Consider the following 25917-nt stretch of genomic DNA (forward strand, 5'->3'; position numbering starts at 1 on the left):
CGCCCAACTTCACTCCGCGGCGGCGGCTGCTTCCTCGCCCTCGCTTTCCGGCGCGGTCAGCATGGTCTCGGCCACCTGGCCGGCCTGGGCGCGGATGCGCTGTTCGATGGAGGCGGCCATCTCCGGATTGTCGCGCAGGAACTGCTTGGCGTTCTCGCGGCCCTGGCCGATGCGCTGGCTGTCGCAGGAGAACCAGGCGCCCGACTTCTCGACCACGCCGGCCTTCACGCCCAGGTCGATCAACTCGCCGACCTTGGAGATACCCTCGCCATAGAGGATGTCGAACTCGACCTGCCGGAAGGGCGGGGCCATCTTGTTCTTCACCACCTTCACGCGGGTTTGGTTGCCGATGACCTCGTCCCGGTCCTTGATCTGGCCGATACGGCGGATCTCCATGCGCACCGAGGCATAGAACTTCAGCGCGTTGCCGCCCGTGGTCGTTTCCGGGTTGCCGAACATCACGCCGATCTTCAGCCGGATCTGGTTGAGGAAGATCATCATGCAGTTCGAACGGCTGATCGAGCCGGTCAGCTTGCGCAGCGCCTGGGACATCAGGCGGGCGTGCAGGCCGACATGGCTGTCGCCCATCTCGCCCTCCAGCTCCGCGCGCGGCACCAGGGCGGCGACGCTGTCGATCACCAGCACGTCGATGGCGCCGGAGCGGACCAGCGTGTCAGCGATCTCCAGCGCCTGCTCGCCCGCATCGGGCTGCGAGATCAGCAGGTTGTCGATATCCACGCCGAGCTTCTTGGCATAGCCCGGGTCGAGCGCGTGTTCGGCGTCGATGAAGGCGCAGGTGCCGCCCTTCCGCTGTGCCTCGGCGATGGCATGCAGCGCCAGCGTCGTCTTGCCCGAGGATTCGGGGCCATAGATCTCGATGATCCGCCCCTTCGGCAGCCCGCCGATGCCCAGCGCCACGTCGAGGCCCAGGGAGCCGGTGGACACGGTCTCGATGTCGGCCATGTCCTGCTTGGCGCCCAGCCGCATGACCGAGCCCTTGCCGAAGGCACGCTCGATCTGGCTCAGCGCCGCGTCCAGTGCCTTGTTCTTATCCATAGAGCCCCCGATCGCCCCGTACTGGGGCGGATGATCTGCCACCAAGGGTCGAGGACCGGGGGCCTGCCACCCGGATCGCGCCGACCAATTCCGTCCGCGGGAGCCTAGATCGGCTCCCCTTCGCGCGCCACAACCCCAGTAGGGGTACGGGCTTTTCTGTTCCCTATATGTTCATGTTGGGCGGAAATTTCAACCGCTTTCCTCCACCACCCACGCCAAACGTTGCCGTAACGTTTCGACCAGCGCCGCCGGGCGATAGGGCTTGGCCAGGAAGCCCGTGATATCGGCATTCCGGCCACCTTCTTCCAGCGCTTCCCGCTCCATCAGCCGCTCGGAATAGCCGCTCACCAGCACGGCCGGCAGCGACGGCAGACGGCGGCGCATCTCCCGCAGCAGCGTCATCCCGTCCATGCCGGGCATGGCGATGTCGGAGACCAGGATATCCGGCGCGAATCCCTCGGCCAGCAGCTCCAGCGCCTCCTCCCCGTCCCCGGCGGCGCGCACCTCCATCCCCTCCCGCCGCAGCACCTGTTCCGCCAGGCGGCGCAGCGGTGCCTCGTCCTCCACCAGCAGCACGCGCTGCCCGGCCAGCCCCTCGCGCCGCGCCACCGCCGGAACCACGGGAACGGCCGCGCCACCCCCATCCCCCGCCCGCGGTGGGAGCGGCGCCGTCTCCTGATGGCGGGGCAGGTAGATCCGGAAGCTGGCCCCTTCCCCCGGCCGCGACACCACCTGAAGCACGCCGCCGAACTGGCGCACGATGCCATGCACCGTGGCGAGGCCCAGCCCCGTGCCACCTTCCGCCGAGCGCGTGGTGAAGAAAGGCTCGAAGATCCGCCCCAGCACGCCGGGTGGGATGCCAGGGCCGTTGTCGGAGACCGACAGCATCACCCAGCGCCCGGGCGGCAGCAGGTCCGGGATGCCGGGCTCCGCCTGCAAGGCGAGGCGCGTGCCCGTGGCAATGGTCAGCGTCGCTTCCGCCGACATCCGCTTCGCCATGGCCTGCACCGCATTGCCGGCGAGGTTCAGCACCATCTGGTCGAGCTGCACCGGATCGGCCAGGACCGCCCGCCCCGGTGCATCCAACTGCCAGCGCAGGCCGACATGCCGGCCCGCCATGGAGCGCAGCAGAGGCTCCAGCCCCGTCACCGCCTCGTCCAGCAGGACCACGCGCGGCAGCAGGGGTTGCCGCCCGGCCAGGGCCAGCAGGCGGTGGACCAGCGCGGCACCACGATCGGCGGCCGCGAGCAGGGCCTCCAGCGCCGCGTCGCGCTCCGTCCCTCCGGCCCGCGCATCGGCGCGCAGGGCCTCCGCCGAGGCAAGGATGATGGCGAGGATGTTGTTGAAGTCATGCGCCACCCCGCCCGCGAGCTGGCCGAGCGCACGCAGGCGCTCCCCCTCCTCGGCCTGCTTCCGGAAGCGGTGGTGCTCCGCCAGATCCTGCAGCAACAGCAACCTTTGCCCGCCCGGAAGAAAGCGCAGGCGACAGGAGACCGGCCTCGGCTCCCGCCCCTCCCCGCCTTCGATCACACCCTCCAGCGGAACCAGCCCACCGCCGGCCAGCCAGGCGGCGAAGCGGGCGGGCGAGGAGAAGAGCCGCGCCGCGGGCAGATCGCGGCCCAGCGGCAAGGCGGCCAGGACGCGGAAGGCCGGGTTGGCCACGCGGATCGTCCCCTGCTCGTCGAGCAGGGCCACTGCCTCCTGGAGCGCGCCGCACAGGGTCTCGAAGGCGCTGTCCCAGTCCTGGTCATCCTCGGCCACCCGGCCCGTCTTCCAGGGGATCACATCCGGCTCTGTCCTGATTGCAGGACGGAGATGATCAAATCGACGTTATAATCGCAATGGTTACATTGGATGAATCAAACATTATCCAGGGTTGTGTTTCCGAAGACGCATCGAAAGTACCTTCAGCGCCCGCCGCGCCGGCGCCACACGAAGGCGATGATCTCCGCCACGGCAGCGTAGTGGTCGGGCGGGATCTCCCGTCCCAGTTCCAGCTTGTAGAGCGCGCGCGCCAGGGGCGGGTTGGGCACCAGGGGCACGCCCGCCTCCCGCGCCGCCTCGCGGATTCGCGCCGCCATGGAATCCACCCCCTTGGCCACCACGCGCGGGGCGCCGGAATCCTTCTCGTAGGCCAGGGCCACGGCATAATGCGTGGGATTGGTCACCACCACCGTCGCCTTGGGCACCGCCGCCATCATCCGGCGCCGCGAAGCCTGCTGCCGCAACTGCCGCTGCCGTGCCTTCAGGTGCGGGTCGCCCTCGCTCTCCTTGTGCTCCTCCTTGAGGTCCTCACGGCTCATCCGCAGACGGCGGAAGTGCCGGAAACGCTCCCAGCCGAAATCTCCCAGCGCCACGAGGCCGAAAGCCAGTACCGCCGCCGTGGCGAGGCCCCGCATCTCCCCGCCCGCCACCGCGAGAAGCTGCGAGGGCGGGACCTGCAGCATCGACCGCAGCCGCGCGGGATCGTCCAGGCTCCACCACAGGGCCAGCCCCACCAGCCCCAGCTTCAGCAGCGCGCGCAGCAGTTGCCCCGCTCCCTCCACCCCCAGGACGCGCTTCGCCCCGGCCAGAGGCGAAAGCCGCGACATCTGCGGCACCAGCCCCTTGGCGCTGAACAGCCCGCCGGTCTGCAACAGCGTGGCCGCCACCGCCCCCAGCGCCGCCGCCCCCGCAACCGGCAGCACCGCCAGCAGCGCATCCCGCGCCAGGCCGGACAGCGCCTCCGCCGGCAGCACCGCATGGCTGCGGGACAGCAGAACCTGCAGGCTGTGCAGCAGCGACATCCCCGCCACCGGCAGGGCCAGGCTAGCCGCCAGCACGGCACAGGCCAGGGACGCGAAGCCCGCCATCTCCCGCGATACGGCGACCTGCCCTTCCTCGCGCGCCTTCTGCAGGCGCCGCGGCGTCGGGGCCTCCGTCCTGTCCTCGGCCTCCTCGCTCATTCCATGCCCATCCAGGCCATGCCCATCCAGGCCATGCCCATCCAGGCCATGCCCGCCCTGGCCATATCGGCCCTGGCCGTCGCATCCCTGTTCGTCACAGCCCCGGCAGCCCGGCCCAGGACGCGGCCAGCGCCGCCAGGAAACCGTCCAGCAGCGGCCGCGCCACCAGCCCCAGCAGCACCATCCCACCCAGGATCTGCGCCGGGCTGACCAGGATGTTCACCTGAAGCTGCGGCGCCACGCGGGCCAGCAGCCCGCTGGCGAGGTTCACCAGGAAAAGGCCGAGCAGAAAGGGCGAGGCCAGCCGCAGCGCCAGGGCGAGCATCGCGGCTCCAGCCCCGGCCATGTCCGCCGCCGCCGCGCCGGCCGGCCAGGGCGCGCCGGGCGGCAGCACCTCGTAGCTGCCGGCCAGGGCGCGCAGGGGCTGGGCGTAGAGGCCGGTGGACAGCACCAGAACCGCCGTCGCCAGGCTGCCCAGCCGCCCCAGGATCGCCGTCTGCGACCCCATCTGCGCATCCGGCACCAGCACCGAGGCGAGGCCCATGGCGAGGGCCACGATCTGGAAAGCAGCGGACAGCGCCATCGCCACCACCCGAGCCAGGCCACCGATCCAGAGCCCGACCAACAGCTCCGTCGCGACCAGCCGCAGCGTGCCGGGAATGTCCTCCGGCTGCGGCGGAAGCTGCCCCGCCAGGAGCGGCAGCAGCAGCGGCACCAGTGCCAGCGCCACGGCGAGACGGATGCGCACGGGCACATCCGCCTCCCCCAGCCCCGGCGCGATCATCGCCGCCGCGCCCAGCCGCGACAGCAGCAGCACCGACTGGAAGGCCAGCACCGGCAGGGAACGCAGCAGTTCGGCCTCGGTCACGGCGGGCCTCCACCGCCCCTCGCCCGCCTCAGTGCGCGCCGCCCAGCGCCACCATCTGGTCGAACAGTGTCGCGGCATAGTTCTGCAACGCATCGACCATGAAGGGGCCCAGGATCAGCAGCGCGCCACCACAGACGGCCAGCTTGGGCAGGAAGGCCAGCGAGGCCTCCTGCACCTGCGTCATGGCCTGGAACAGCGCCACGGCCAGCCCGACCAGCAGGATGCCGCCCAGCAGGGGCGCGGCCAGTTGCACCGCGACCCACATGGATTCCCGCAGCGCGGCGGACAGGATCTCGCTTTCCACGATGCTCTCTTCCCTTCTGGAAGGGGGGGGGGAAGCGGATGCGTCAGATCGGCATCCGCATGATGTCCTGATAGGCGCTCACCATCTTGTCGCGCAGCGCCACGGTGGTCTGCAGCGACAGCTCCGCCTTGGAGACGGCGAGGACCACGTCGGTGACGTTGCCCTGCCCGCTGAGTGCCTGGGCCGAGGCCGCATCGGCGCGATGGCTGAGTTCCACCGCCCCGTCCATCGCCTGCCGCAGGGCCGCGCCGAAGCCGGACAGCGGGTCGCCCCCGGCCTCCGCCGCTCCCGGGCCGCCGGCGCTGCGATAGGCGGTGATGGCGAAATTCGCGGAAACCGGATCGCTCATCCGCGCAGTGCCTCGATCGTGCGGGACAGCATGCCGCGCGAGGTTTCCATGACGCTGAGATTGGCGCTGTAGGAGCGCTGAGCCTCGCGCATGTCCATCATCTCCACGAAGCTGTCCACGTTCGGCACGGAGACGTAGCCATTGGCATCCGCCGCGGGGTGCGAGGGCTCGTAGCGCTTCGGCAGTTCGCCATTGTCGCGGCCGACGCGCGAGACGCTGACGAGGTCCGTGCCGCTGGCACGGTCGAGATGGTTGGCGAAGCTCACCGTCTTGCGGCGATAGGGTTCGGCGCCCGGCGTCAGGCCGGTGCTGTCACGGTTCGCGAGGTTCTCTGCCACCACCCGCAGGCGCGTGGCCTGGGCATTCATGCCGGCGGCGGAAATCCGCAGCGCGCTGTCGAGATCCAAAGCCTTCTGCTCCTCTCAGCGGTCCAGGGCTCAGCGCCCCAGGGCCGTCTTGAACATGCCGAGCCAGGACCGGCGCAGCCCGGTCGCGAGCTGGTGCGCCGTTTCCGTGTCGGCGACTTTCATCGCCTGCTCTTCCAGCGACACGGCATTGCCGTCCGGCGTTTCCTCCACCGCGCGGCGCTCCGCATGCACCCGCGCCGGGCCGCTGCCGGCACCCGGGGGCTGCAGATGCCGGGCATTGGTGCGCGCGAGCGCCGGGCCGCCCTTGCTGGCCAGCAGATCGGCGAAGGGCGTGATGTCGCGGGCGCGGTAATGCGGCGTGTCGGCATTGGCGACGTTCTGCGACAGCACGGCCTGCCGCTGGTCGAGCCACTTCAGCCGCTGTTCGGACAGGGCGATGGGGTCCCGCCCGAGGGGGCCCGTGGCGGCGGTGTCGCGTCGCGTCGGTTCCATGGCGTGCAGCCTAGGCGGGAGGAGATGAAGACTCCGTCAACGCCGCCCGGAGGGCGCGCAACCCGCCGTTAAGGCATCGCCGCCAGAATGCGCCTCCAGAACTCCCCCGCAGGCAAAAGGCCGCGCAAGACATGCCCTCCTCCCTTTCCCCCTGGCTGCCCGCCCTGGCCGCGCTCGGCGCGGTGGTCCTGCTGCTCTGGCTGCTGGCCCGCGGCGCGCGGCTGACCGGACTCGCCGCGCCCTCCGGCAAGCGCCTCGGCGTGCAGGAAGTGCTGGCGCTCGACACGCGCCGCCGCCTCGTCCTGCTGCGCGTGGATGGGCGGGAGGTCCTGCTGCTGACCGGCGGCCCGCAGGACAGCGTGCTGGGCTGGCTGCCATGAGCCGCGCCCCGCTCTTCGCGGCGGCCCTCGGCACCGCGCTGCTGCTGGCCGGGCCCGCTTTGGCGCAATCGGTCTCGCTGGATCTCGGCCAGGCTGGCCAGCCCGGCGCCACCGCGCGCCTCGTGCAGCTCACCGCGCTGATCGGCCTGTTGTCGCTGGCGCCGTCGCTGCTGGTGATGGTCACCGCCTTCGCGCGCATCACCATCGTGCTGAGCCTGCTGCGCAGCGCCATCGGCGCGGCCAACGTGCCGCCGAATCCGGTGCTGATCGGGTTGTCGCTCTTCCTCACCTTCTTCGTCATGCAGCCGGTGGTGGAACGCGCCTGGGAGGACGGCATCCAGCCGATGGTGGAGGGGCGGATCGGCGAGATGGAGGGGCTGGAACGTTCCGCCGAGCCCTTCCGCACCTTCATGGCCGCCAATGTGCGCGATGGCGACCTGGCACTCTTCCTCGACCTCGCCGGCCTGGCGCCACCTGGGGACACATCGGGAGACACATCGGGGGAAGCGCCCGGCAAGACGCCCGCGCGGGCCGCCGAGGCGCCCTGGCGCGCGCTGGTGCCCGCCTTCATGGTCAGCGAGTTGCGGCGGGGGTTCGAGATCGGCTTCCTGGTCTTCCTGCCCTTCCTGGTGATCGATCTCGTGGTGGCCTCGCTGCTGATGTCGCTGGGCATGATGATGCTGCCGCCCAGCGCGGTGTCCCTGCCCTTCAAGATCATCTTCTTCGTGATGGTGGATGGCTGGCGGTTGATCTCCGAGAGCCTGGTGCAGGGCTTCGCGAATTGAGAGTGATTCATTTGCTTCCGGAATGAGAACCGGTCTTAACATCGGGGCCCGTACCACCCTTGCCTCCCGGGAGGGCAAGGTTATACATAATGTTATAACATAACCAGGAAACCCGATGCGTTCCAGCCTTCCTGTCCCTCGCCGGAGAGCGCGCCTGTCGCGTCTCCCCCTGCCGCCGCTCCTGGCCGCGTTGCTCGCCGCCGGCACCGTCGCCGGTCCCGCCAGGGCGGATGACGTGCCCGGACAGCAGGGGGCGCCGGAGCCAGCCTGCGAGGACGGGGTGAGCCTCACCCCGGGTGCCTGCCTGGAAGGTCAGGTGCTGCTGGACAGCTTCGCCAATACCCGGGGCGGCGTGCATCGCGGCGTCGCGGCGCTGGGCCAGCTTTCGCTGGGGGTGGACCTCGATCTCGGCACGCTGGCGGGCTGGGAGGGCTGGACCGCCCGCGCCTCGGCCTATGGCATCCTCGGGCGGCAGCCATCGCCGAGCCTGATCGGCAGCCTCGCCTCGCTCAGCAATGCGGAGGCCGTGCCGACCTTCCGCCTGTCCGAACTCTGGGTGCAGCGGGAGGTGGAGGGGATCGGCTCCCTGCGCATCGGCCAGATCGCGGCGGATACCGAGTTCTTCACCGCCTCCGCGGCGGGCAACCTCACCAACGGCACCTTCGGCTGGCCGATGGGCATCTCCTATGCCCTGCCCTCGGGCGGTCCGGGCTATCCCTTCGCCGCGCCGGGCATCCGTCTCGCCCTCTGGGACCCGGAGAAGGGCAGTGGCTTCCGGGCGGCGATCATGACGGGCGACCCGGGCGGCAAGTACGGCGCCGGCACCGACCCCCAGCGGCACAATCGCTACGGCACGAACTTCTCCTTCGCCGGCGGCACCTTCTACATCGCCGAGGGCGTCGTGGGCGCGGCAGCACCGGAAGACAGCAAGCAGCGCCCCTGGGTGGCGAAGCTGGGCGCCTGGTACCACAATGGCGGCTTCGACGATCAGCGCGGCGATCCCGGCATCTATTTCGCCGAGCCCACCAGCACCAACACCTCGGTCGATCCCCTGGCCAATGGCAGCGTGCCGCGCAAGCCGAACAACTACGGCCTCTACACGGTGGGAGAGGTGACGTTGTGGCGGGGCGAGACGTCGAACCTCGCCAGCTTCGCCCGCCTGTCCTTCACGCCCGGCGGGCGCAACCTGTTCGACTTCTACGGCGATGCCGGCCTCGCCTGGCACGGCCCCTTCGGGCGGAAGGACGACACGGCCTCGATCGGCCTCGCCTATGCCCAGACCGGCGCCGCCGGCCGCGACCTGGACCGCGCGGTCCGGGCCCTGACCGGCCTGCCGCCGACCCGGGACCGGGAGATGGTGCTGGAAGCGAACTACGAGGCCGCGGTCACCGACCACCTCGCCATCCGGCCCGGCGTGCAGTGGATCTCCCACCCCAATGCCGGCATCCCGGACGAACGCTACCGCGACGATGCGCGCCTGCGCGACGCGGTGGTGCTGGAACTGCGCCTCGCCGCCAAGCTCTGACCGTGACGGGCCGCCGGCTGGGCTGCCGGATGGGCGGCCCGCTCCGGGATCAGCAGCGGCTCGGAACGGGGTCCAGCTTCTCCAGGGCCCCGTTCAGGGTGAACTCGCCGAAATCCATCTTCATGTCGTCGGCCACGCCATTGGCGTAGTAGCGCAGCCCCACCTCGTAGTCGGGCGAGGCGGCGCCGCCGGCATCCTTGCCGTCGGGCTTGCCGAAGAAGGCGATGCGCATCCGCCCGCTGCCCTGGTTGGCCAACAGCGGGAAGCGCGGCTTCTCCGGCGCCTTGCCGTCCCAGTTCAGGATGAAGGTGGTGCTGTCCTGCACCCCGTCCTCGCTGGTGCCGTCCATCAGCGGGGCGAGCATCATGCGGCGGCCTTCCACCGCCGTGTCGATCGCCTTGATGGTGTGCATCATCGGAAAGAGCGTGCCGGGCGGCATGCGGGCCTCGCTGGCCTGTGGCTGCTCGTAGCGGATGGTGCCCGAGCCGTCCGCCTCCCGCGTCGCCTCGCCCACCACGCGCTGGCTGACCGCCCCGCCGCTGCTCTGGGTCATGGAGAAGCGGAGGGTGCGGCCGTTCTTGCTCTCATAGGTCGAGTAGTCGGAGGCTGTGTCGATCTGCTGCCCATCCCGATTCAGGATGCGCAGCGTCAGGCGCTGGCGGGTGGTCCAGCCGTCGCAGGCGTCCAGCACCTCGAACAGCATGGCCCCCTGCACCCCGGCGACGTCGCTGTTCTCGCGTGTCTTCTCCAGGGTCAGGCGATAGGCCGCCCGGTGCGCCGCCATGTCCTGCACCCCCGGCAGATGGTCCGCGGCCGCGGCCGGGGGCTTCGGGGCCTGCGCCCCGGCCGGGAAGGCGACCAGGAGGCAGGGAGCCGCCAGCAGGGCCAGGGCCCCGAGGGGGGCGAGGCGCAGAACGGGGCGCAGACGCATCGGGCGGTTCCTTCGTACAGCAGTTGCCAATCTAGGCTTTCGCCGCGCCGCCGGAAGCCTCCGCCGCGTCCTTAGGTGTATCCTTCTGTGTCTCCCCCTGGGCAGCCCCGGGGACCGCGGGCTTCACGGAGGGCTTGGCCGGAGGAAGGTCGAGCCTGATCGACAGCTCCTTCAGCCGCGCCGGCTCCACCGGGGCCGGGGCATGCATCATCAGATCCTCACCCTGCTGGTTCAGCGGGAAGAGGATGACCTCGCGGATGTTCGGCTCGTCGGCCAGCAGCATCACGATGCGGTCGATGCCCGGCGCCGAGCCACCATGCGGCGGGGCGCCGTAGCGGAAGGCGTTCAGCATGCCGCCGAAGCGGTCCTCGACCTGCTCGGCGGTATAGCCGGCGATCTCGAAGGCCCGGATCATGATGTCCGGCCGGTGGTTGCGGATGGCGCCCGAGGACAGCTCGATGCCGTTGCAGACGATGTCGTACTGGAAGGCCTTGATCTCCAGCGGGTCCTTCGAGTTCAGCGCGTCGAGCCCGCCCTGGGGCATGGAGAAGGGGTTGTGGGAGAAGTCCACCAGCCCCGTCTCCTCGTTCAGCTCGTACATCGGGAAATCGACGATCCAGCAGAAGCGGAACTCGTCCTTGGCGATCAGGCCCAGCTCCTCACCCAGCTTCGTGCGGACCTTGCCGGCGAACTTGGGCGTCTCGTCCTTCTTGCCGGCGGCGAAGAAGACCGCGTCGCCCGGCTGCAGCCCGCAGGCCTCGCGGATCGCCTCGACGCGCCCGGCCTCCAGGTTCTTGGCGATCGGCCCCTTGGCGCCATCCGCCGCGAACTGGATGTAGCCGAGGCCACCCGCGCCCTCGGCGCGCGCCCATTCGTTCAGCTTGTCGAAGAAGCCGCGCGGGTTGCCGGCCGCGCCCGGCGCCGGCACGGCGCGCACGATGCCACCGGAGGCCGCGATCTTCGCGAAGAGGCCGAAGCCGGACTCCGCGAAATGCGCGGTGACGTCGGTGATCCTGATCGGGTTGCGCAGGTCGGGCTTGTCGGAGCCGTATTCCAGCATCGCGGTGTCGTAGGCGATGCGCGGGAAGGGCGCGGGCGTGACCTTGCGGCCGCCGCCGAACTCCTCGAACACACCGTGCATCACCGGCTCGATGGCGGCGAAGACGTCCTCCTGCGTGACGAAGCTCATCTCGAAGTCGAGCTGGTAGAACTCGCCCGGCGAGCGGTCGGCGCGCGCCGCTTCGTCGCGGAAGCAGGGCGCGATCTGGAAGTAGCGGTCGAAGCCCGCCACCATGGCGAGCTGCTTGAACTGCTGCGGCGCCTGCGGCAGGGCGTAGAACTTGCCCGGATGGTTGCGGGCGGGAACGAGGAAGTCACGCGCGCCCTCGGGGCTGCTGGCGGTCAGGATCGGCGTCTGGAACTCGGTGAAGCCCTGGTCGATCATGCGGCGGCGGATGGAGGCGATGACGCCCGCGCGCAGCATGATGTTGCGGTGCTGCTTCTCCCGCCGGAGATCGAGGAAGCGGTAGCGCAGGCGCAGGTCCTCGGGGAACTCCTGGTCGCCCGCCACCTGGATCGGCAGCACCTCGGCGGCGGACTGGACCTCCAGCTCGCGCACGCGCAGCTCCACCTCGCCGGTCGGCAGCTTCGGGTTCACCGTGGACCCCTCGCGCATCACCACCTCGCCGGTCAGCGTCACCACGCTCTCGGGGCGCAGCGCGTCGGCGGCCTCGAAGACCGGCGAACCCTGGGCCACCACGCACTGGGTGATGCCGAAATGGTCGCGCAGGTCGATGAAGAGCAGCCCGCCATGGTCGCGCTTGCGATGCACCCAGCCCGAGAGCCGGGCGGTCTTGCCGGCATCGGCGGCGCGAAGGGCGCCGCAGTTGTGGGTGCGGTAGGCGTGCATGGGAGGAAAACCCTGGATCATTCGAGAAGGGGAGGCAGGAAGGGCGGCGGGGCACGCCCTGTCAAGCCTTCCCACCCCCGCCACCGCCGGGAAATTCGGGCGGCGGGCCGGTGACGGGAGGGGTGCCGCCCCAGGCGAGCCCCGTCCGCAGGGGCCGGAGCCTGCCCCCGGGGCCCCGCCCACCAGCTTCCGGGAACCACCCCCGGCAGGACGGGCCCGGGGCCGCCGCCCGCCCCACATGCCGGAACCGCAACGCTTCCTGCCGATGCCCGGTGGACCTTGCCCGGCACCCCTCCTAGAAGGAGCCGATGAGCCGCCGTTCCACGCCGCCGGACCCCGCGCCCGTCCTGGTCACCGACACCGACGCCCTCGCCGCCCTCTGCGCCCGCCTGCGCGAGGAAGACTTCGTGACCGTGGACACGGAGTTCATGCGCGAGAAGACCTACTGGCCCGAGCTTTGCGTGGTGCAGCTGGCCGGCGAGCGCGACGTCGCGGTGGTGGACGTCCTGGCCCCGGGGCTGGACCTCGCCCCGCTGGGGGAGCTCCTGGCCGACGAGCATGTGGTCAAGGTCTTCCACGCCGCCCGGCAGGATGTGGAGATCTTCCTGCTCCGCTTCGGCGCCACGCCGCGGCCGATGTTCGACACCCAGATCGCCGCCATGGTGGCCGGCTTCGGCGACCAGGCCTCCTATGACAGCCTGGTCCGGGCCCTGGCCCATGCGCAGATCGACAAGGCCCACCGCTTCAGCGACTGGGCGGCCCGCCCCCTGTCCGCGGCCCAGATCGCCTATGCCGCCGCCGATGTGACGCATCTGCGCCGGGTCTACCGCGCTCTGCGCGACCGCCTGCAGCGCGAGGACCGGCTGGACTGGGTGGGGGAGGAGATGGCCGCCCTGACCGACCCGGCGAACTACCGCACCGATCCGGAGACGGTCTGGGAGAAGCTGCGCCCCCGCACCAGCAACCGCCGCTTCCTGGCCGCCCTGCGCGCCGCCGCCGCCTGGCGGGAGCGCGAGGCGCAGCGGGTGAACGTGCCGCGCCAGCGGCTGGTACGCGACGAGAGCCTGCTGGAGATCGCCGCCACCATGCCGCAGGACGCCGCCGCCCTGGCCCGGGCGCGCGGCGTGTCCGAGGGCTTCGCGCGCGGCAAGTCCGGCGCCGGGCTGCTCGCCGCCCTGGCCGAGGCCCGCGACCTGCCGGACGAGGCGCTGCCCGAGCTGGCGCGGGAGAAACAGGGGCCGCCGGCCTCCCCGGCGCTGGTCGCGCTGCTCAAGGTCCTCCTCGCCGCCAAGGCGGAGGAGCACAGCGTGGCACCCAAGCTGATCGCCAATGGCGAGGATATCGACCACATCGCCTGCCGGGACGGGGAGCAGGTCCAGGCCCTGTCCGGCTGGCGGCGCAAGGTTTTCGGCGAGGATGCCCTGGCCCTCTGCTCCGGCCGTCTCGCCCTGGGCGTGGACGGCAAGCGGATCCGCCTGATCCCGGCGCGCTGAAGCCCGCTCGCGAGGGCCGCCGGGCTCCATCCGCCCCCTGCGGCACCCTCCCGGCCAAACCTTCTTCCATCCGGCGCGTTGCTCGCCCGAGAGTCCGGGGAAGGTCCCCGGCCCAGGAAAGCGAGGTTCATGCCATGGATGAGGACCGGATCATCGGCGCCGCGAAGCAGGGCGCCGGCCGCCTCCAGAGCGCCACGGGCGAGCTGCTCGGCGACAGCCGGATGCAGGCCCGGGGCGACTACTACGAGGCCGAGGGCCGCGCCGAGAACGCCCTGGGCGGCCTGGCCGACACGATCCGCGAGCAGCCCCTGACCGCGGCCCTGATCGCGGTCGGCATCGGCTGGCTGATCGGGCGGCTTCGCATCATCTGACACGGACCGCCCGCGCCCATCCCTTCGAGGTGGGCGGGAGGGCGATGTCCCTCGCGGGGGAAGCCGGGTCGCGGGACGTGGGGTCCCACTCCGGCTTCCTGGCCCGGATGGCGGTGCGGGAACCGCGCATCCGGGCCATGCCGCGCATATCTTTTCCCGCGCATCCAGGACATTCCGGAGACATGCCCCGCGGAAAAGCGGGGTTGTTGCAGTTGTGAGAACGGTCCCATGCGCCGTTCCGCCGCATCGCGCGTTGCAGGCCATACCTTACCATGATGCGGCCCGATGCCTGACCCATCCCCAGCGACCTCCGCGCCTTCCCTGGCCCCCGGCTCCGTGCCCGGCATCCCGGTTCCCTCCCCTACGGGCCAGGGTGCCCGGCAGATCCCTCCCCCGGCCCAGGTTCCCCCGCCCTACAGCCCCGACCTGAAGCACCTGCTGACCATCGTGGTCGCCGTCGTGGTGATCAGCGCGCTCTATCTGGCGCGCGAGGTGCTGATCCCCATCACCCTGGCCATCCTGCTGTCCTTCGTGGTGGCGCCGATCGTGGGCCTCCTGCGCCGCCTCGGCCTGTGGCGCACGCCCGCCGTGCTGGTGGCGGTGCTGCTGGCCATGGGCGTGATCCTGGTGCTGGGCAGCATCATCGGGTTGCAGATCGCCGGGCTGGCGCAGGACCTGCCGCGCTATCAGGCCACCATCCAGCAGAAGGTGGACACGGTGCAGGGCACCGCGCTGGGCTGGGTGAACGACTTCGTGCGGCAGATCGACCACGCCCAGCCCACCACCCCGCCCGCCGCCACGCCCGGCGAGGGCCCCCGGCCGATGCCGGTGGAGATCCAGCAGGGCCCGCCCTCGCCCATGGAGCTGGCGCAGCGGCTGCTCTCCCCGGTGCTGGGGCCGCTGGAGACGGTGTTCATCGTCTTCATCGTCGCCATCTTCATGCTGATGCAGCAGGCCGACCTGCGGGACCGGCTGATCCGCCTCTTCGGCTCGGACGACCTGCACCGCACCACCGTGGCCCTGGACGACGCGGCCAAGCGCCTGTCGAAGTACTTCCTCGCCCAGCTCGCCATCAACGGCTGCTTCGGCGCGGTGGTGGCGGCCGGACTGTTCTTCATCGGCGTGCCCAGCCCGCTGCTCTGGGGCATCCTGGCCGCGCTGTTCCGCTTCATCCCCTATGTCGGCGCGCTGCTGGCCGCCGCCCTGCCCATCGCGCTGGCCGCCGGCGTCGATCCCGGCTGGAACATGGTGATCTGGACCGCCGCCCTGTTCCTGGTGACCGAGCCCATCATGGGGCAGGTGGTGGAGCCGATGGTCTATGGCCACAGCACCGGCCTTTCGCCCGTCTCGGTGATCGTGGCGGCGATCTTCTGGACCTGGCTCTGGGGCCCGATCGGGCTGATCCTGGCCACCCCGCTCACCCTTTGCCTCGTGGTGCTGGGGCGGCATGTGGAGCGGCTGGAATTCCTCGACGTCATGCTGGGCGACCGGCCTGCCCTGACGCCGGCGGAGAACTTCTACCAGCGGATGCTGGCCGGTGACGCGGACGAGGCCCAGGCACAGGCCGAGAGCCTGCTGGAGGACCGGCCCCTCTCCTCCTACTATGACGAGGTGGCGCTCAAGGGCCTGCGGCTGGCCGCCAACGACGCGCAGCGCGGCGTGCTGTCCGAGGCCAAGCTGCAGCAGATCCGCGACACCACCGGCCTGCTGGTGCAGTCCCTGGCCGACCAGGAGGACCGTGACCCGCCCCCCACCGAGGAGCGCAGCGCGGTGGAGGAACAGAGCGTGGCGGAAAAGGCCCTCCCGCGCCGCGCCGCGCCCGCCGTACCGCTGCCGCCCAGGGACTCCTGGCCCGAAGCCTGGCGTGGCGAGGGTGCGGTGCTCTGCCTGCCCGGCCGCGGGCCGCTCGACGAGGCGGCCTCCGCCATGCTGGTCCAGATCCTGGGCCGGCACGGGCTGGGCGCGCGCCTGCTGCCACACGAGGCCGTCTCCCGCACCACGATCGGACGCCAGGATTTCTCCGGCGTGGCGATGATCTGCCTGTCCTACCTGGATATCTCCGGCAGCCCGGCACATCTCCGCTACCTGCTCCGCCGGCTGCGGCAGAAGGCCCCCGGCGCACCCGTCGTGGTGGGCCTCTGGGATGCACAGGACGAGGTGCTGCGCGACGCCGCCCTGCGCGGCGCCATCGGCGCGGAACACTACACCACCTCCCTCGCCGAAACCGTCACCGCCTGTCTGGAAACCGTCCGCGCCGCGAGCCACGCGCCGGACATGGCCCCGGCGGCGGAGTGAGGCGCGAACGGTCCGGGCGCCGCACTTTGCGGTGACCCGCCCGGGGGCAAGGCCCTGCCTCGCCCCCGGGCGGGTCACCGCCAGGGACCGAAGCCGGTCCCCGGACCCCTGGCCTGAGTTGGCTCTGCGTGGCGGCCGTCAGCCTGCGGCCTGATCCTTGGGAGCGGGCGGAAATGTGGGGCTCCCAGAAAAAGGAAAACACCCTGTCCGCGCTGGCGGCATCGGCAATCCGCCGGAGAGCATGGCTCTCCGGCGCGATCCGGCGTCAGCAGGCGCCAGCGAATGGGGTCCAGGGCGCGCAGCGTCCTGGCGGATAGGGGGCCCGGGGCGAAAGGCAGCGCCTTTCCCCCCGGGACAGCGAAACGCCCAAACCGGAAACGTATTTCTAGCCGCCCAGGCGGCTCTCCCGGATCAGCACATCCTCGCGCCGTTTCACGGAAGGATGCAGCGCCGTGCCCAGACCAGGGGCCGACGGGGCCTGCACCATGCCGCTCCGGATCACCGGCAGATCCGTCACCAGTTCCTGGTACCAGGTGGCCAGCGTGGCCCGCACCACCTCCTGGAAGATCGCGGTCGGCGCATGGAGGGCGAGGTGCAACCCCGCCCAGAGCGCCACCGGCCCGGTGCAGTCATGCGGAGCCAGGGGCTTCGCATGGGCCTCGGCCAGGGCGGCGATCTTGCGCGCCTCGGTGAGCCCGCCGCACCAGCCGAGGTCGAGCATCACCACATCCACCGCATCGGCCGCCAGCAGTCGGCGGAAGCTGACGGCGCCCGACAGCGTCTCGCTGCCGCAGAGGGGGGTACGGGTCTGGCGCCGCAGATCGGCCAGGGCCTCCACGTCGTCCATCTTGTTCAACGGGTCCTCGGCCCAGAAGACGCCGACATCCTCCAGCGCCCGGCAGATGCGGATCGCGGCCTGACTGCTCCAGAGGCTGTGCAGTTCCGCCATCACCTCGATCCGCTCGCCCACTGCGGCGCGGATCTTGCGGAAGGGCTCCAGCCCGGCCTTCAGCTCGGACAGGGTGATGGCATGGCCGCCCGTGGCCTCGGCATAAGGGTCGAAGGGCCAGATCTTCATCGCCGTGTAGCCCTCGGCGAGCAGGCTTTCCGCCAGCGCCCCGGCATCGCGGGTGAAGGCGATCTGGTCGTCATAGGGACCGCGCATCTCCTCGCCCGCCGAGACGCTACGCCGCCACCCGGCACCGGAACCCGTCTTCCCGCTGTTGTAGGCATAGCCGGCGCAGGTGTTGTAGGCGCGGATCTCCGTCCGCACCGCGCCGCCCAGCGCTTCGTGCACGGGGATGCCGTGGCGCTTCCCGGCCAGGTCCCAGAGCGCGATGTCCACCGCGCTCGCCGCCCGCCCCTCGGCGCCCGCGCTGTGGAAGCCGACATAGGGCGTGGCGAGGTGCCGCGACACCGCCTCGATCCGCCGGGAATCCTGGCCTAGCAGCCAGGGGGCCACCTGCTCGTGCAGCGCGGCCTCGGTGGCCTGCGCCCCCCGGAAGGATTCGCCGAGGCCGGTCAGCCCCTCCCCGGTCTCGATCTCCACCCAGATGAGGTTCGGGCGCTCGGCGATGCGGATCGTCCGCAGCAGGGTGACCTGGGACATGGGACAGCTTCCTCCGTTCGGCTCTTTCCGGGGAGCTTCCGGGAGTTCGCGCCGCGCGTCGAGATGGCGATGCCGGCGGCTGCTCCCGCAGGAGAAGCGCCGCCAGGAACCCGCAGCGTGCCCAGGACCCTTGCCGCACGGATTAAATGTATCTACATTTAATCCGTGCGGATCACCTTCGACCAGCAGAAGCGCGAGAGGACGCTGCGAGAGCGCGGCCTCGATTTCGCCGACGCCAGGAGGGTGTTCGCGGGCCGGCATGCCACGTTGCCGGACGACCGGAAGGACTACGGCGAGGATCGCTTCATCAGCGCCGGCATGCTCGACGGTCGATTGGTCGTGCTCGTCTGGACGCCGCGCGGCGTGGCCCGCCGGATCATCTCAATGAGGCACGCACATGCCAAAGAAGAACACCGCTGGCGCATCCACCTGGACCGACCCGGATGACGCACCCGAACTGACCGACGAATTCTTCGCCCGGGCGGAGATCCGGGAGGGAGAGACGCTTGTCCGCCGGGGCCGACCGAAGGCCGAGGCGCCCAAGAAGCTCGTTTCCGTCCGACTCGATCAGGATGTGCTCGCGGTGCTCCGAGCGGCCGGACCGGGCTGGCAGACCAAGCTGAACGACATGCTGAGACGGGCGCTCCATCTCAAGAAAGCCGGATGAAAAGCGGCGCCGGCCTTGTCTGGCGACGCCGCCGGCCGGCTCAGAGAATGAACCGGCTCAGATCGGTGCTCGCCGCCAGGGCGCCGACCTTCTCCCGCACATAGGCCGCATCGATGGCGATTTCCTGCCCGGCACGGTCGGCGGCGGTGAAGCTCAGCTCCTCCAGCAGCCGCTCCAGCACGGTGGCGAGGCGGCGGGCGCCGATATTCTCCACCCGCGCGTTGATGTCGGCGGCGAGATCGGCGATCGCGTCCATCGCATCCTCGCCGAAGCTCAGGCGCACGCCCTCGGTGCCGAGCAGCGCGACATACTGCTTGGCCAGCGAGTGCTCCGGTTCGGTCAGGATGCGGCGGAAGTCGTCGCGCGTCAGGGCACTCAGCTCGACGCGGATCGGCAGCCGCCCCTGCAGCTCCGGCAACAGGTCCGACGGCTTGGCGAGGTGGAAGGCGCCCGAGGCGATGAAGAGGATGTGGTCCGTCTTCACCGGCCCGTGCTTGGTGTTCACGGTGGTGCCCTCGATCAGCGGCAGCAGGTCGCGCTGCACGCCCTCGCGGCTGACATCGCCGCCGCGGAAGCCTTCCGTGGTGCGGGCGCAGACCTTGTCGATCTCGTCGATGAAGACGATGCCGTGGTTCTCGGCATGCGCCACCGCGTCGCGGGTCAGCTTCTCCTGGTCGAGCAGCTTGTCCGCCTCCTCCCGCACCAGCAGGGGGCGCGCGTCGGCGACGTGCATCTTGCGCGGGCGCTGGCGGCCGCCGAACATCTTGCCGAGCATGTCCTGCATGTTTGCCATCTGCGCGCCGGGCGGCATGCCGGGGATCTCCATCATGCCGATGGGCGTGCCGCCATCGGCGACCTGGATCTCCACCTCCTTGTCCTCCAGCGAGCCCTCGCGGAGCATGCGGCGGAACTTCATGCGCGTCTCGCCCGAGGCGCCCTCGCCCACCAGGGCGGTGACGATGCGCTCCTCGGCATTGGCCTCGGCCTTGGCTTGCACATCGCGGCGGGCATTGTCGCGCATCTGCACGATGGCGGCGTCCACCAGGTCGCGCACGATCTGCTCCACGTCGCGGCCGACATAGCCGACCTCGGTGAACTTCGTGGCCTCGACCTTGAGGAAGGGGGCATTGGCGAGCTTGGCCAGGCGGCGGGCGATCTCCGTCTTGCCCACGCCGGTCGGGCCGATCATCAGGATGTTCTTCGGCACCACCTCCTCGCGCAGCCCCTCGGGGAGCTGCTGGCGGCGCCAGCGGTTGCGCAGCGCGATGGCCACGGCGCGCTTGGCGTCGCCCTGGCCGATGATGAAGCGGTCGAGCTCCGAGACGATCTCGCGCGGAGACAGGTTCACGGGCTCGGCCGCGGCGGGGGAATTGTCCAGCGGCATGGTCACAGGGTCTCCAGCACGAAGCGGCCGTTGGTATAGACGCAGATATCGGCAGCGATGGTCATGGCGCGGCGGGCGATCTCCTCCGCGTCCAGCCCCTCCACCGGCATCAGCGCGCGGGCGGCGGCCAGCGCGTAGTTGCCGCCGGAACCGATGCCGATGATCTGGTCCTCGGGCTCCAGCACGTCGCCCTGGCCGGTGATCAGCAAGGAGCGGTTGCTGTCCGCCACGGCGAGCAGCGCCTCCAGCCGCCGGAGGTAGCGGTCGGTGCGCCAGTCCTTGGCGAGTTCCACCGCCGCGCGTTCGAGCTGGTCGGGGAAACGCTCCAGCTTGGCCTCAAGGCGTTCGAGCAGAGTGAAGGCGTCCGCGGTGGCGCCGGCGAAGCCGGTGATCACCCGGCCGCCGGCGATGCGGCGGACCTTGCGGGCATTGTTCTTGACGACGGTCTGACCCATGGACACCTGTCCATCCCCGGCCATGGCCACCTTCCCGTCCTTGCGGACGCAGAGAATGGTCGTGCCATGCCAGCCCAGGGGGTCGCGATGCGGGTCTTGGTGGGAATGCTCTTGCATGGATCGCGATGTGGCGATCCGTGCGGCGCAGCGCAATCCGGGGGGTGCGCGCGAACGCAGGGCAGGGTCGCGGCCCGGGAAGGGCTCGACCCCTACGGCTCCCCCGCGCGGCCGGGACCACCGCCGGGTTCCGCCGGAATTGTCCCGGGAACGGCCCTGGCGGGGCACAGAAGGCGGATGCGGAAGCGGCGCCGCTGTGCTTTTCTGCGCCGCTCCGGCCTTGCGCGCCCCTGCCGACCGCGCGATCCCGGGTGCCTTCGGGGCTGAAACCCCGGCTAATCCCTTGGGGCCAATCCTCCGGGGCGGCCCTGCCGGCTGGCCTCCGGATGGATACGGCGGGGGCGCCTGGACGAGAAGGCCCGGGCGGCGGAGCCTTGGATGAGATGACCGGGGCATGGATGTCCCCGGACGATATGGAATGGGGCACGATGCCGGGCAGGGTGAGCCGGAATCTCTTGGGCAGGACAGGCTGCGGAACTTGAATCGCATACGCGTGCAACAGCTCGCCCCGGTCCTGCCGGCCATGGCCCTGCGCCAGCCTCCCGGCCTGCTGCCCGTCCCACCCCTGCCGGCGCCCGGTGGCGGCCCCGGCGCACCGGCGCAACCGCCCGCCCCCGGCCGCCCCCCTTCCGGCGGCCAGCGCCCGGCGGACGGGGGTTGGCGTCGTTGGCTCAGGCCAGCCTTCCTCGTCTCGGGCCTGCTCCATGCCGCACTGCTGGTGGCCCTGCTGCTGACCTGGCAGGGGCGGGAACAACCCTCCGGCCTCCCCGAGGCCGGCGTGCCGGTGATCTTCGAGGATGCCGGCGACGCGCAGCGGACCGCGCGGCCGCAGGAACCCCCCTCGCCCCCCATGCCGCCGCCCAGCCCGGAGAGCGCCGCCCCGCCGCCCCCCGCCCTGGCCGAGGCGCCGCAGCCGGAGGCCGCCCCGCTGGCACCGCCGGCCCCGCCGGTCATGACCCCGCCCGTGGAGGCACCGCAGCCCGAACCCGCCCCCCAGGCGCAGGAAGCCCCGCCGCCGCCCGCCCCGCCGCCGCAGCCGTCCCGGGTCGCGGAGGAGGAACTGCCGCCACCGCCGCCTCCGGCCCCCCGGCCCCGCCCCGCCCGGCGGCTCCCGCGCCCGCCCGTCCGCCCGCACCGCACCGCGCGCCCTCCCCCTTCGCCGGAGCGCTCGACCTCAGCCGTGGCCCGGCGGTGAACCTGTCCCAGGCCGTGCCACGCCCGAACATCCGGCCGAACGCCACCGGCCAGGGCCGTGGGCTCGACCTGTCCTTCAACGCGCCCTCCCCCCGCGCGCCGCGCGCCGCCTCGCCGTCGGATCTGGGAACCTCGGTGCGCATCCAGGGTGCCAATCCGGGCGCCGACTGGATGGCGGCCTTCCGCGCCTGGCTGGACCGGAACGGCTACTATCCGCAGATGGCCGCCATGGCGGGGGAGGACGGCACCGCCACCGTGCGCTTCACCGTGCAGAAGGACGGACGGGTGCAGGACCTGCGGCTGGTCAGCCGCTCCGGCTCCAAATGGCTGGACATGGGCGCGCAGGCCATGCTGCGGGACAAGACCCTGCCGCCCTTCCCGGAGGGCACCAAGGCCGACAGCACGGAGATCACCCTGACCATCGACTACATCCTGATCCGCCGCTGAATCCGGGAAGGCGCCGGAAGCCGCTGCCGGAATCGGTGGGGCCGGCTCCCGCCGCGCCCAGGCCGGAACGGGAGTCGGGTGGAAACGGGGCGTGGAGGCGGGCGGAACCCTTGGGCGCGCGCGGGAATCCACGCATCGCCAAAGGCTTCCGCCGGGCCAGCCACCCCTGCCACGCCTCCCTCTTCCCCCCGCCACCCCCCCGGGACTAAACGGACGCCATGAATGCCGTCCCCGCCCCCCTCGCCCCCCGCATCGCCGAGATCGCCCGCGAGACGGGCGAGACCGCCATCACGCTCCGCCTCGACCTCGACGGCACGGGCAAGGCGGAGATCGCGACGGGCATCGGCTTCCTCGACCACATGCTGACGGCGCTGGCCCGCCACGCCATGTTCGACCTGACGGTCGAGGCGCGGGGCGACCTGCATGTGGACTTCCACCACACCACCGAGGATGTCGGCATCGTGCTCGGCCAGGCGCTGCGCCGCACGCTGGGCGAGAAACGGGGCATCCGCCGCTACGGCCATGCCGTGGTGCCGATGGACGAGGCGCTGGCCGAGGCGGCGATCGACCTGTCCGGCCGCCCCTTCCTGGTGTGGCAAGTGCCCTTCGAGCGCCCCAAGATCGGCGAGATGGATACGGAGCTGTTCGAGGAATTCTTCCGTGCCCTCTCCTCCAACGGGCTCTTCGCGCTGCATGTGATGCTGCGCCACGGGCACAACGCGCATCATGTGGCGGAGGGCTGCTTCAAGGCCGTCGCCCGCGCGCTGCGTCAGGCGGTGGAGCCCGATCCCCGCGCGGCGGGGGCGATCCCCTCCACCAAGGGCATGCTGGAGGCGTGATGCGGGTCTTCACCATCCACACGCCGCCCCGCACCTCCGTTCCCGTCACGGGCACGGGCGCGGCGGCCCGCCCGGCGGAACCCGTGCTGGTGCCGGAGGGCTTCTCCTTCGCCGCCTTCCTGTTCGGCCCGCTCTGGTTCCTGTTCAAGGGCCTCTGGTGGGGCCTGCTCGGCTGGATCGTGCTGGCCGTGGCCATCGCCTTCCTGCCCGGTGCCTCATCCTCCTGGGCCGGCCTCGCCCTCGCGCTGCTGACAGGTTTCCACGCCCGCGACGTACAGCGCTGGACGCTGGCGCGGCGCGGCCTGCCGGAATCCGGCGTGGTGGCCGGGGCGGACGAGGAGATGGCCCTGCTGCGCCTGGGTGGACGATCCCCGGCCGGGAGGCCCGCATGAAGCTTGCCGTCATCGACACCGGGGCGGGCAACCTCGCCTCCGTGCTCCGCGCCTTCCGCCGGGCCGCCGCCGAGGCCGGCCTCGCCGCCGCGATCGACGTCACCACCCGGCCGGAGGATGTCGCGGCGGCGGACCGCGTCGTGCTGCCGGGCCAGGGCGCCTTCGCCGCCACGCGCCAGGGGCTCGACGCTCTGCCGGGCATGGAGGAGGCGCTGCGCGAGGCGGTGGAGCGGCACGGCCGCCCCTTCCTGGGCATCTGCGTCGGCATGCAGTTGATGGCCGAGCGCGGGCTGGAACACGGCCGCCATCCCGGCCTGGGCTGGATCAGGGGCGAGATCGCGCCGATGGACCCGGCCGGGCCGGATGCCACGCCGCTGCCGCTGCCGCAGATGGGCTGGAACGGGCTGGACCTCGCGGCCCCGGCGCACCCGCTGCTGGCCGAGGTGGCGCCCGGCGAGCACGCCTATTTCGTGCATTCCTACGCGCTCAGCGGCGGCATGGCCGGGGAGCTACTGGCCAGCGCCGATTATGGCGGGCCGGTCTGCGCCATGGTGGGGCGCGACAACCTCGCCGGCACGCAGTTCCATGTGGAGAAGAGCGGCGGACTCGGCCTGCGCATGCTCGGCAACTTCCTGCGCTGGTCCCCGTGAGCGGCAGCCTGCCCAATCCCCTCCCCAGCCCCATGCACGAGCTTTCGGTGGAGAGGGTCGATTCGCTGGACGAGGCCGACCTCGCCGAGCTCTGCGAGGCGACCGACGCCGCCATCGCCGAGGGCGGCGGCTTCGGCTGGATCATGCCGCAGGGGCGCGAGATCCTGGAGCGCCACTTCCGCGGCGTGATGCTGGTGCCGGAGCGCGAGCTCTTCGTCGCCCGGCTCGACGGCCATCCGGTCGGCAGCGCCCAGCTCATGCGCCCGCCCCGCAACAACGAGGCCCAGGCCTGGGCCGCCCAGCTCAGCCACGCCTATATCGCCCCCTATGCCCGCGGCCATGGCCTCGCCCGGCTGCTGATGCGGCGGGTGGAGGAACGGGCGGCGGCGCTGGGTCACCGCGTCCTGAACCTCGATGTGCGTGCGACGCAGCATACCGCCATCGCGCTCTTCGAGGCCTGCGGCTATATCCGCTGGGGAACCCACCCCGCCTATGCCCGGGTCGAAGGCGCCACCGTGCCCGGCCACTACTACTACAAGCTGCTGGCACCCGGGCGGGGCCGACGCGGAAAGGACCGGATGTGAGCCTGACCATCTATCCCGCCATCGACCTCAAGGGCGGCCGCGTCGTCCGCCTCCGCCGCGGCGAGATGGACCAGGCCACCGTCTACAGCGAGGACCCCGCCGCCCAGGCGGCCAGCTTCGCCGGCGCGGGCTTCCGCTGGCTGCATGTGGTGGACCTGGACGGCGCTTTCGCCGGCCGCCCGGCCAACGCGGCGGCGGTGCGCGACATCCTGGGCGCCACCTCGCTGCCCGTGCAGCTCGGCGGCGGCGTGCGCGACATGGCCACCCTGGAATCCTGGCTGGAGGCCGGGGTGGCGCGGGTGATCCTGGGCTCCGCCGCCGCCAAGGACCCGGACTTCGCCCGTTCCGCCTGCCGCGCCTATCCCGGCTGCGTCGCCATCGGCATCGATGCCAAGGGCGGCCGCGTGGCCACCGAGGGCTGGGCCGAGGTCGGCGAGATGACAGCGCGCGAGCTGGCGCTGCGCTTCGAGGATGCCGGGGCGGCCGCCATCATCCACACGGATATCGACCGCGACGGCATGCTGGGCGGCGTGAATGTCGAGGCCACGGCAGCCCTGGGCGCGCGGCTCACCACCCCGGTCATCGCCAGCGGCGGCGTCGCGGGGGTGGAGGACGTCACCGCCGTGCGCGAGGCCGGGACGATCGAGGGCGTCATCGTCGGCCGCGCCCTCTATGACGGACGCCTGACCGCGGCCCAGGCGCTCAACGCAGCCGGCTGACCGCCCCTGCCATGGCGGAGGCGCCGCCCGCCGCGCCCTACGCGCTGGCGGTCTTCGATTTCGACGGCACGCTGGCCGACAGCTTCCCCTGGTTCGCCGGCGTCCTGAACGGCGTGGCGGACCGCTACGGCTTCCGCCGCGTCCGGGCGGGCGAGGAAGCGATGCTGCGCGGCCTGGATGCGCGGGCGCTGCTCGGCCATCTCGGCGTGGCACGCTGGAAGCTCCCCTTCATCGTGCGGCACATGCGGCGCCTCGCTGCCCGTGACGCGGCGTGCCTGCCCCTGTTTCCCGGCATGGGGGACTGCCTGCGCCAGCTTGCCGGAGGGGGCGTCGCGCTGGCCATCGTCAGCTCGAACCGCGAGGCCACGATCCGCCGCGTGCTGGGCCCGGAACTCTCCGCGCTGATCACGCACTGGCAGTGCGGCGCCGCACTCTTCGGCAAGCCGCGCAAGCTCCGCGCCGTGCTGCGACGCGCCGGGGTCCCGGCCGGGCGTGCCGTGCTGATCGGCGACGAGATGCGCGATATCGAGGCCGCGCGCGGAGTGGGAATGGCCAGCGCCACCGTGGCCTGGGGCTACAACACCGAAGAGGCGCTCCGGGCGGCAGGGCCGGACCTGTTCTTCGGGCAGGCCGCGGAGATCGCGCCATGGATGCTCGGCAAGGGTCCGGCGCCGGGAGGGCAGGCCGGGGCGTGATCCGGAGTGCTGACCGGCAGGAGGCAACCGGGACGCCGGCGGTTCTCCAGCGGCGCGCCTGGGCCCGGATCGCACCGGTCACATCTGCGCGGAT

General features: G+C 71.5%; 29 protein-coding genes. 16 read left to right on the forward strand and 13 right to left on the reverse strand.

Annotated features, from left to right (window positions below):
- Window positions 1-9: 9 nt before the first annotated feature.
- From recA to RGI145_RS15000, 8 genes are all read right to left on the reverse strand, one after another.
- Entirely contained in the window at window positions 10-1056 is a 1047-nt protein-coding gene (recA, locus tag RGI145_RS14965; RefSeq protein ID WP_075798968.1) for a recombinase RecA, read from the reverse strand.
- A gap of 189 nt (window positions 1057-1245) precedes the next feature.
- Window positions 1246-2841, reverse strand: a complete 1596-nt coding sequence (locus RGI145_RS14970) for an ATP-binding protein (RefSeq protein ID WP_075798969.1) — start codon at window positions 2839-2841, stop codon at window positions 1246-1248.
- 122 nt (window positions 2842-2963) lie between these two features.
- A complete protein-coding gene (locus tag RGI145_RS14975) occupies window positions 2964-4001 on the reverse strand; it encodes an EscU/YscU/HrcU family type III secretion system export apparatus switch protein (protein ID WP_075798970.1) in 1038 nt (345 codons plus the stop codon).
- A gap of 94 nt (window positions 4002-4095) precedes the next feature.
- Complete coding sequence (locus RGI145_RS14980; protein ID WP_075798971.1) at window positions 4096-4869, reverse strand: flagellar biosynthetic protein FliR; 774 nt, start codon at window positions 4867-4869, stop codon at window positions 4096-4098.
- Between the two features lie 28 nt (window positions 4870-4897).
- Window positions 4898-5173 (reverse strand): flagellar biosynthetic protein FliQ, encoded by a 276-nt coding sequence (locus tag RGI145_RS14985; protein ID WP_083670784.1) that lies wholly within the window; start codon window positions 5171-5173, stop codon window positions 4898-4900.
- Window positions 5174-5216: 43 nt separating this feature from the next.
- Window positions 5217-5522, reverse strand: a complete 306-nt coding sequence (gene fliE / locus RGI145_RS14990) for a flagellar hook-basal body complex protein FliE (RefSeq protein ID WP_075798973.1) — start codon at window positions 5520-5522, stop codon at window positions 5217-5219.
- Window positions 5519-5929 (reverse strand): flagellar basal body rod protein FlgC, encoded by a 411-nt coding sequence (gene flgC / locus RGI145_RS14995; RefSeq protein ID WP_075798974.1) that lies wholly within the window; start codon window positions 5927-5929, stop codon window positions 5519-5521. Before flgC ends, fliE begins: the two co-directional genes overlap by 4 nt.
- A 30-nt stretch (window positions 5930-5959) precedes the next feature.
- Window positions 5960-6382 carry a flagellar basal body rod protein FlgB gene (locus RGI145_RS15000; protein WP_075798975.1) on the reverse strand — a complete coding sequence of 141 codons (423 nt, stop codon included), beginning with the start codon at window positions 6380-6382 and terminating at the stop codon, window positions 5960-5962.
- A 131-nt stretch (window positions 6383-6513) separates the two neighbouring features.
- On the opposite strand from RGI145_RS15000, the gene RGI145_RS15005 reads away from it, so the two are divergent.
- The 3 genes from RGI145_RS15005 (at window position 6514) to RGI145_RS15015 (ending at window position 9072) form a co-directional block, all read left to right on the forward strand.
- Window positions 6514-6762, forward strand: a complete 249-nt coding sequence (locus tag RGI145_RS15005; protein WP_051418275.1) for a flagellar biosynthetic protein FliO — start codon at window positions 6514-6516, stop codon at window positions 6760-6762.
- Window positions 6759-7547, forward strand: coding sequence for a flagellar type III secretion system pore protein FliP (fliP, locus tag RGI145_RS15010; RefSeq protein WP_075798976.1), 789 nt, complete (start codon window positions 6759-6761; stop codon window positions 7545-7547). Before RGI145_RS15005 ends, fliP begins: the two co-directional genes overlap by 4 nt.
- A 115-nt stretch (window positions 7548-7662) precedes the next feature.
- Window positions 7663-9072 (forward strand): carbohydrate porin, encoded by a 1410-nt coding sequence (locus RGI145_RS15015; RefSeq protein WP_083670787.1) that lies wholly within the window; start codon window positions 7663-7665, stop codon window positions 9070-9072.
- A gap of 49 nt (window positions 9073-9121) precedes the next feature.
- Here RGI145_RS15015 and RGI145_RS15020 read toward each other — a convergent pair whose 3' ends face one another.
- Complete coding sequence (locus RGI145_RS15020; RefSeq protein WP_075798978.1) at window positions 9122-10003, reverse strand: cell envelope integrity EipB family protein; 882 nt, start codon at window positions 10001-10003, stop codon at window positions 9122-9124.
- Between the two features lie 31 nt (window positions 10004-10034).
- Window positions 10035-11912, reverse strand: a complete 1878-nt coding sequence (gene aspS, locus RGI145_RS15025) for an aspartate--tRNA ligase (protein ID WP_075798979.1) — start codon at window positions 11910-11912, stop codon at window positions 10035-10037.
- A 308-nt stretch (window positions 11913-12220) separates the two neighbouring features.
- Between aspS and rnd the strand changes: the two genes are divergently transcribed.
- From rnd to RGI145_RS15040, 3 genes are all read left to right on the forward strand, one after another.
- Window positions 12221-13405: a ribonuclease D gene (gene rnd, locus RGI145_RS15030; protein WP_075798980.1), complete on the forward strand. Its 1185-nt coding sequence runs from the start codon at window positions 12221-12223 to the stop codon at window positions 13403-13405.
- 134 nt (window positions 13406-13539) lie between these two features.
- Complete coding sequence (locus RGI145_RS15035) at window positions 13540-13776, forward strand: CsbD family protein (protein WP_037226181.1); 237 nt, start codon at window positions 13540-13542, stop codon at window positions 13774-13776.
- A gap of 285 nt (window positions 13777-14061) precedes the next feature.
- Window positions 14062-16071, forward strand: a complete 2010-nt coding sequence (locus RGI145_RS15040; RefSeq protein ID WP_237183086.1) for an AI-2E family transporter — start codon at window positions 14062-14064, stop codon at window positions 16069-16071.
- Between the two features lie 385 nt (window positions 16072-16456).
- Here RGI145_RS15040 and RGI145_RS15045 read toward each other — a convergent pair whose 3' ends face one another.
- Window positions 16457-17680 carry a mandelate racemase/muconate lactonizing enzyme family protein gene (locus RGI145_RS15045; protein ID WP_075798981.1) on the reverse strand — a complete coding sequence of 408 codons (1224 nt, stop codon included), beginning with the start codon at window positions 17678-17680 and terminating at the stop codon, window positions 16457-16459.
- Between the two features lie 165 nt (window positions 17681-17845).
- Between RGI145_RS15045 and RGI145_RS15050 the strand changes: the two genes are divergently transcribed.
- Window positions 17846-18127, forward strand: a complete 282-nt coding sequence (locus tag RGI145_RS15050; protein WP_075798982.1) for a BrnT family toxin — start codon at window positions 17846-17848, stop codon at window positions 18125-18127.
- On the forward strand, window positions 18078-18347 hold the full coding sequence (locus tag RGI145_RS15055; protein WP_075798983.1) for a BrnA antitoxin family protein: 270 nt from the start codon (window positions 18078-18080) through the stop codon (window positions 18345-18347). Before RGI145_RS15050 ends, RGI145_RS15055 begins: the two co-directional genes overlap by 50 nt.
- Window positions 18348-18387: 40 nt before the next feature.
- On the opposite strand, the gene hslU is transcribed toward RGI145_RS15055, so the two are convergent.
- Both hslU and hslV read right to left on the reverse strand, forming a co-directional pair.
- Window positions 18388-19731 carry an ATP-dependent protease ATPase subunit HslU gene (hslU, locus tag RGI145_RS15060; protein WP_075798984.1) on the reverse strand — a complete coding sequence of 448 codons (1344 nt, stop codon included), beginning with the start codon at window positions 19729-19731 and terminating at the stop codon, window positions 18388-18390.
- 2 nt (window positions 19732-19733) lie between these two features.
- Window positions 19734-20303, reverse strand: a complete 570-nt coding sequence (gene hslV, locus RGI145_RS15065; protein ID WP_075798985.1) for an ATP-dependent protease subunit HslV — start codon at window positions 20301-20303, stop codon at window positions 19734-19736.
- Between the two features lie 478 nt (window positions 20304-20781).
- Here hslV and RGI145_RS15070 point away from each other — a divergent pair, with 478 nt between their 5' ends.
- From RGI145_RS15070 to RGI145_RS15105, 8 genes are all read left to right on the forward strand, one after another.
- Complete coding sequence (locus RGI145_RS15070; protein ID WP_156878557.1) at window positions 20782-21498, forward strand: hypothetical protein; 717 nt, start codon at window positions 20782-20784, stop codon at window positions 21496-21498.
- Window positions 21495-21944 carry an energy transducer TonB gene (locus RGI145_RS15075; protein ID WP_075798987.1) on the forward strand — a complete coding sequence of 150 codons (450 nt, stop codon included), beginning with the start codon at window positions 21495-21497 and terminating at the stop codon, window positions 21942-21944. The genes RGI145_RS15070 and RGI145_RS15075 overlap by 4 nt, the downstream gene beginning before the upstream one ends.
- Before the next feature lie 218 nt (window positions 21945-22162).
- Window positions 22163-22783, forward strand: coding sequence for an imidazoleglycerol-phosphate dehydratase HisB (gene hisB, locus RGI145_RS15080; protein WP_075798988.1), 621 nt, complete (start codon window positions 22163-22165; stop codon window positions 22781-22783).
- Entirely contained in the window at window positions 22783-23175 is a 393-nt protein-coding gene (locus RGI145_RS15085; RefSeq protein WP_075798989.1) for a DUF2628 domain-containing protein, read from the forward strand. The genes hisB and RGI145_RS15085 overlap by 1 nt, the downstream gene beginning before the upstream one ends.
- Window positions 23172-23825 carry an imidazole glycerol phosphate synthase subunit HisH gene (gene hisH, locus RGI145_RS15090; protein ID WP_075798990.1) on the forward strand — a complete coding sequence of 218 codons (654 nt, stop codon included), beginning with the start codon at window positions 23172-23174 and terminating at the stop codon, window positions 23823-23825. Before RGI145_RS15085 ends, hisH begins: the two co-directional genes overlap by 4 nt.
- Window positions 23826-23857: 32 nt before the next feature.
- Entirely contained in the window at window positions 23858-24409 is a 552-nt protein-coding gene (locus tag RGI145_RS15095; protein WP_027282805.1) for a GNAT family N-acetyltransferase, read from the forward strand.
- The gene (gene hisA / locus RGI145_RS15100; protein WP_156878558.1) at window positions 24406-25128 is read left to right on the forward strand and encodes a 1-(5-phosphoribosyl)-5-[(5-phosphoribosylamino)methylideneamino]imidazole-4-carboxamide isomerase; all 723 of its coding nucleotides are present in this window, start codon (window positions 24406-24408) and stop codon (window positions 25126-25128) included. The genes RGI145_RS15095 and hisA overlap by 4 nt, the downstream gene beginning before the upstream one ends.
- Window positions 25129-25139: 11 nt before the next feature.
- A complete protein-coding gene (locus RGI145_RS15105) occupies window positions 25140-25823 on the forward strand; it encodes an HAD hydrolase-like protein (protein WP_075798991.1) in 684 nt (227 codons plus the stop codon).
- The last annotated feature ends 94 nt before the right edge of the window (window positions 25824-25917 follow it).

This window comes from Roseomonas gilardii (assembly GCF_001941945.1).
Lineage (GTDB): Bacteria > Pseudomonadota > Alphaproteobacteria > Acetobacterales > Acetobacteraceae > Roseomonas.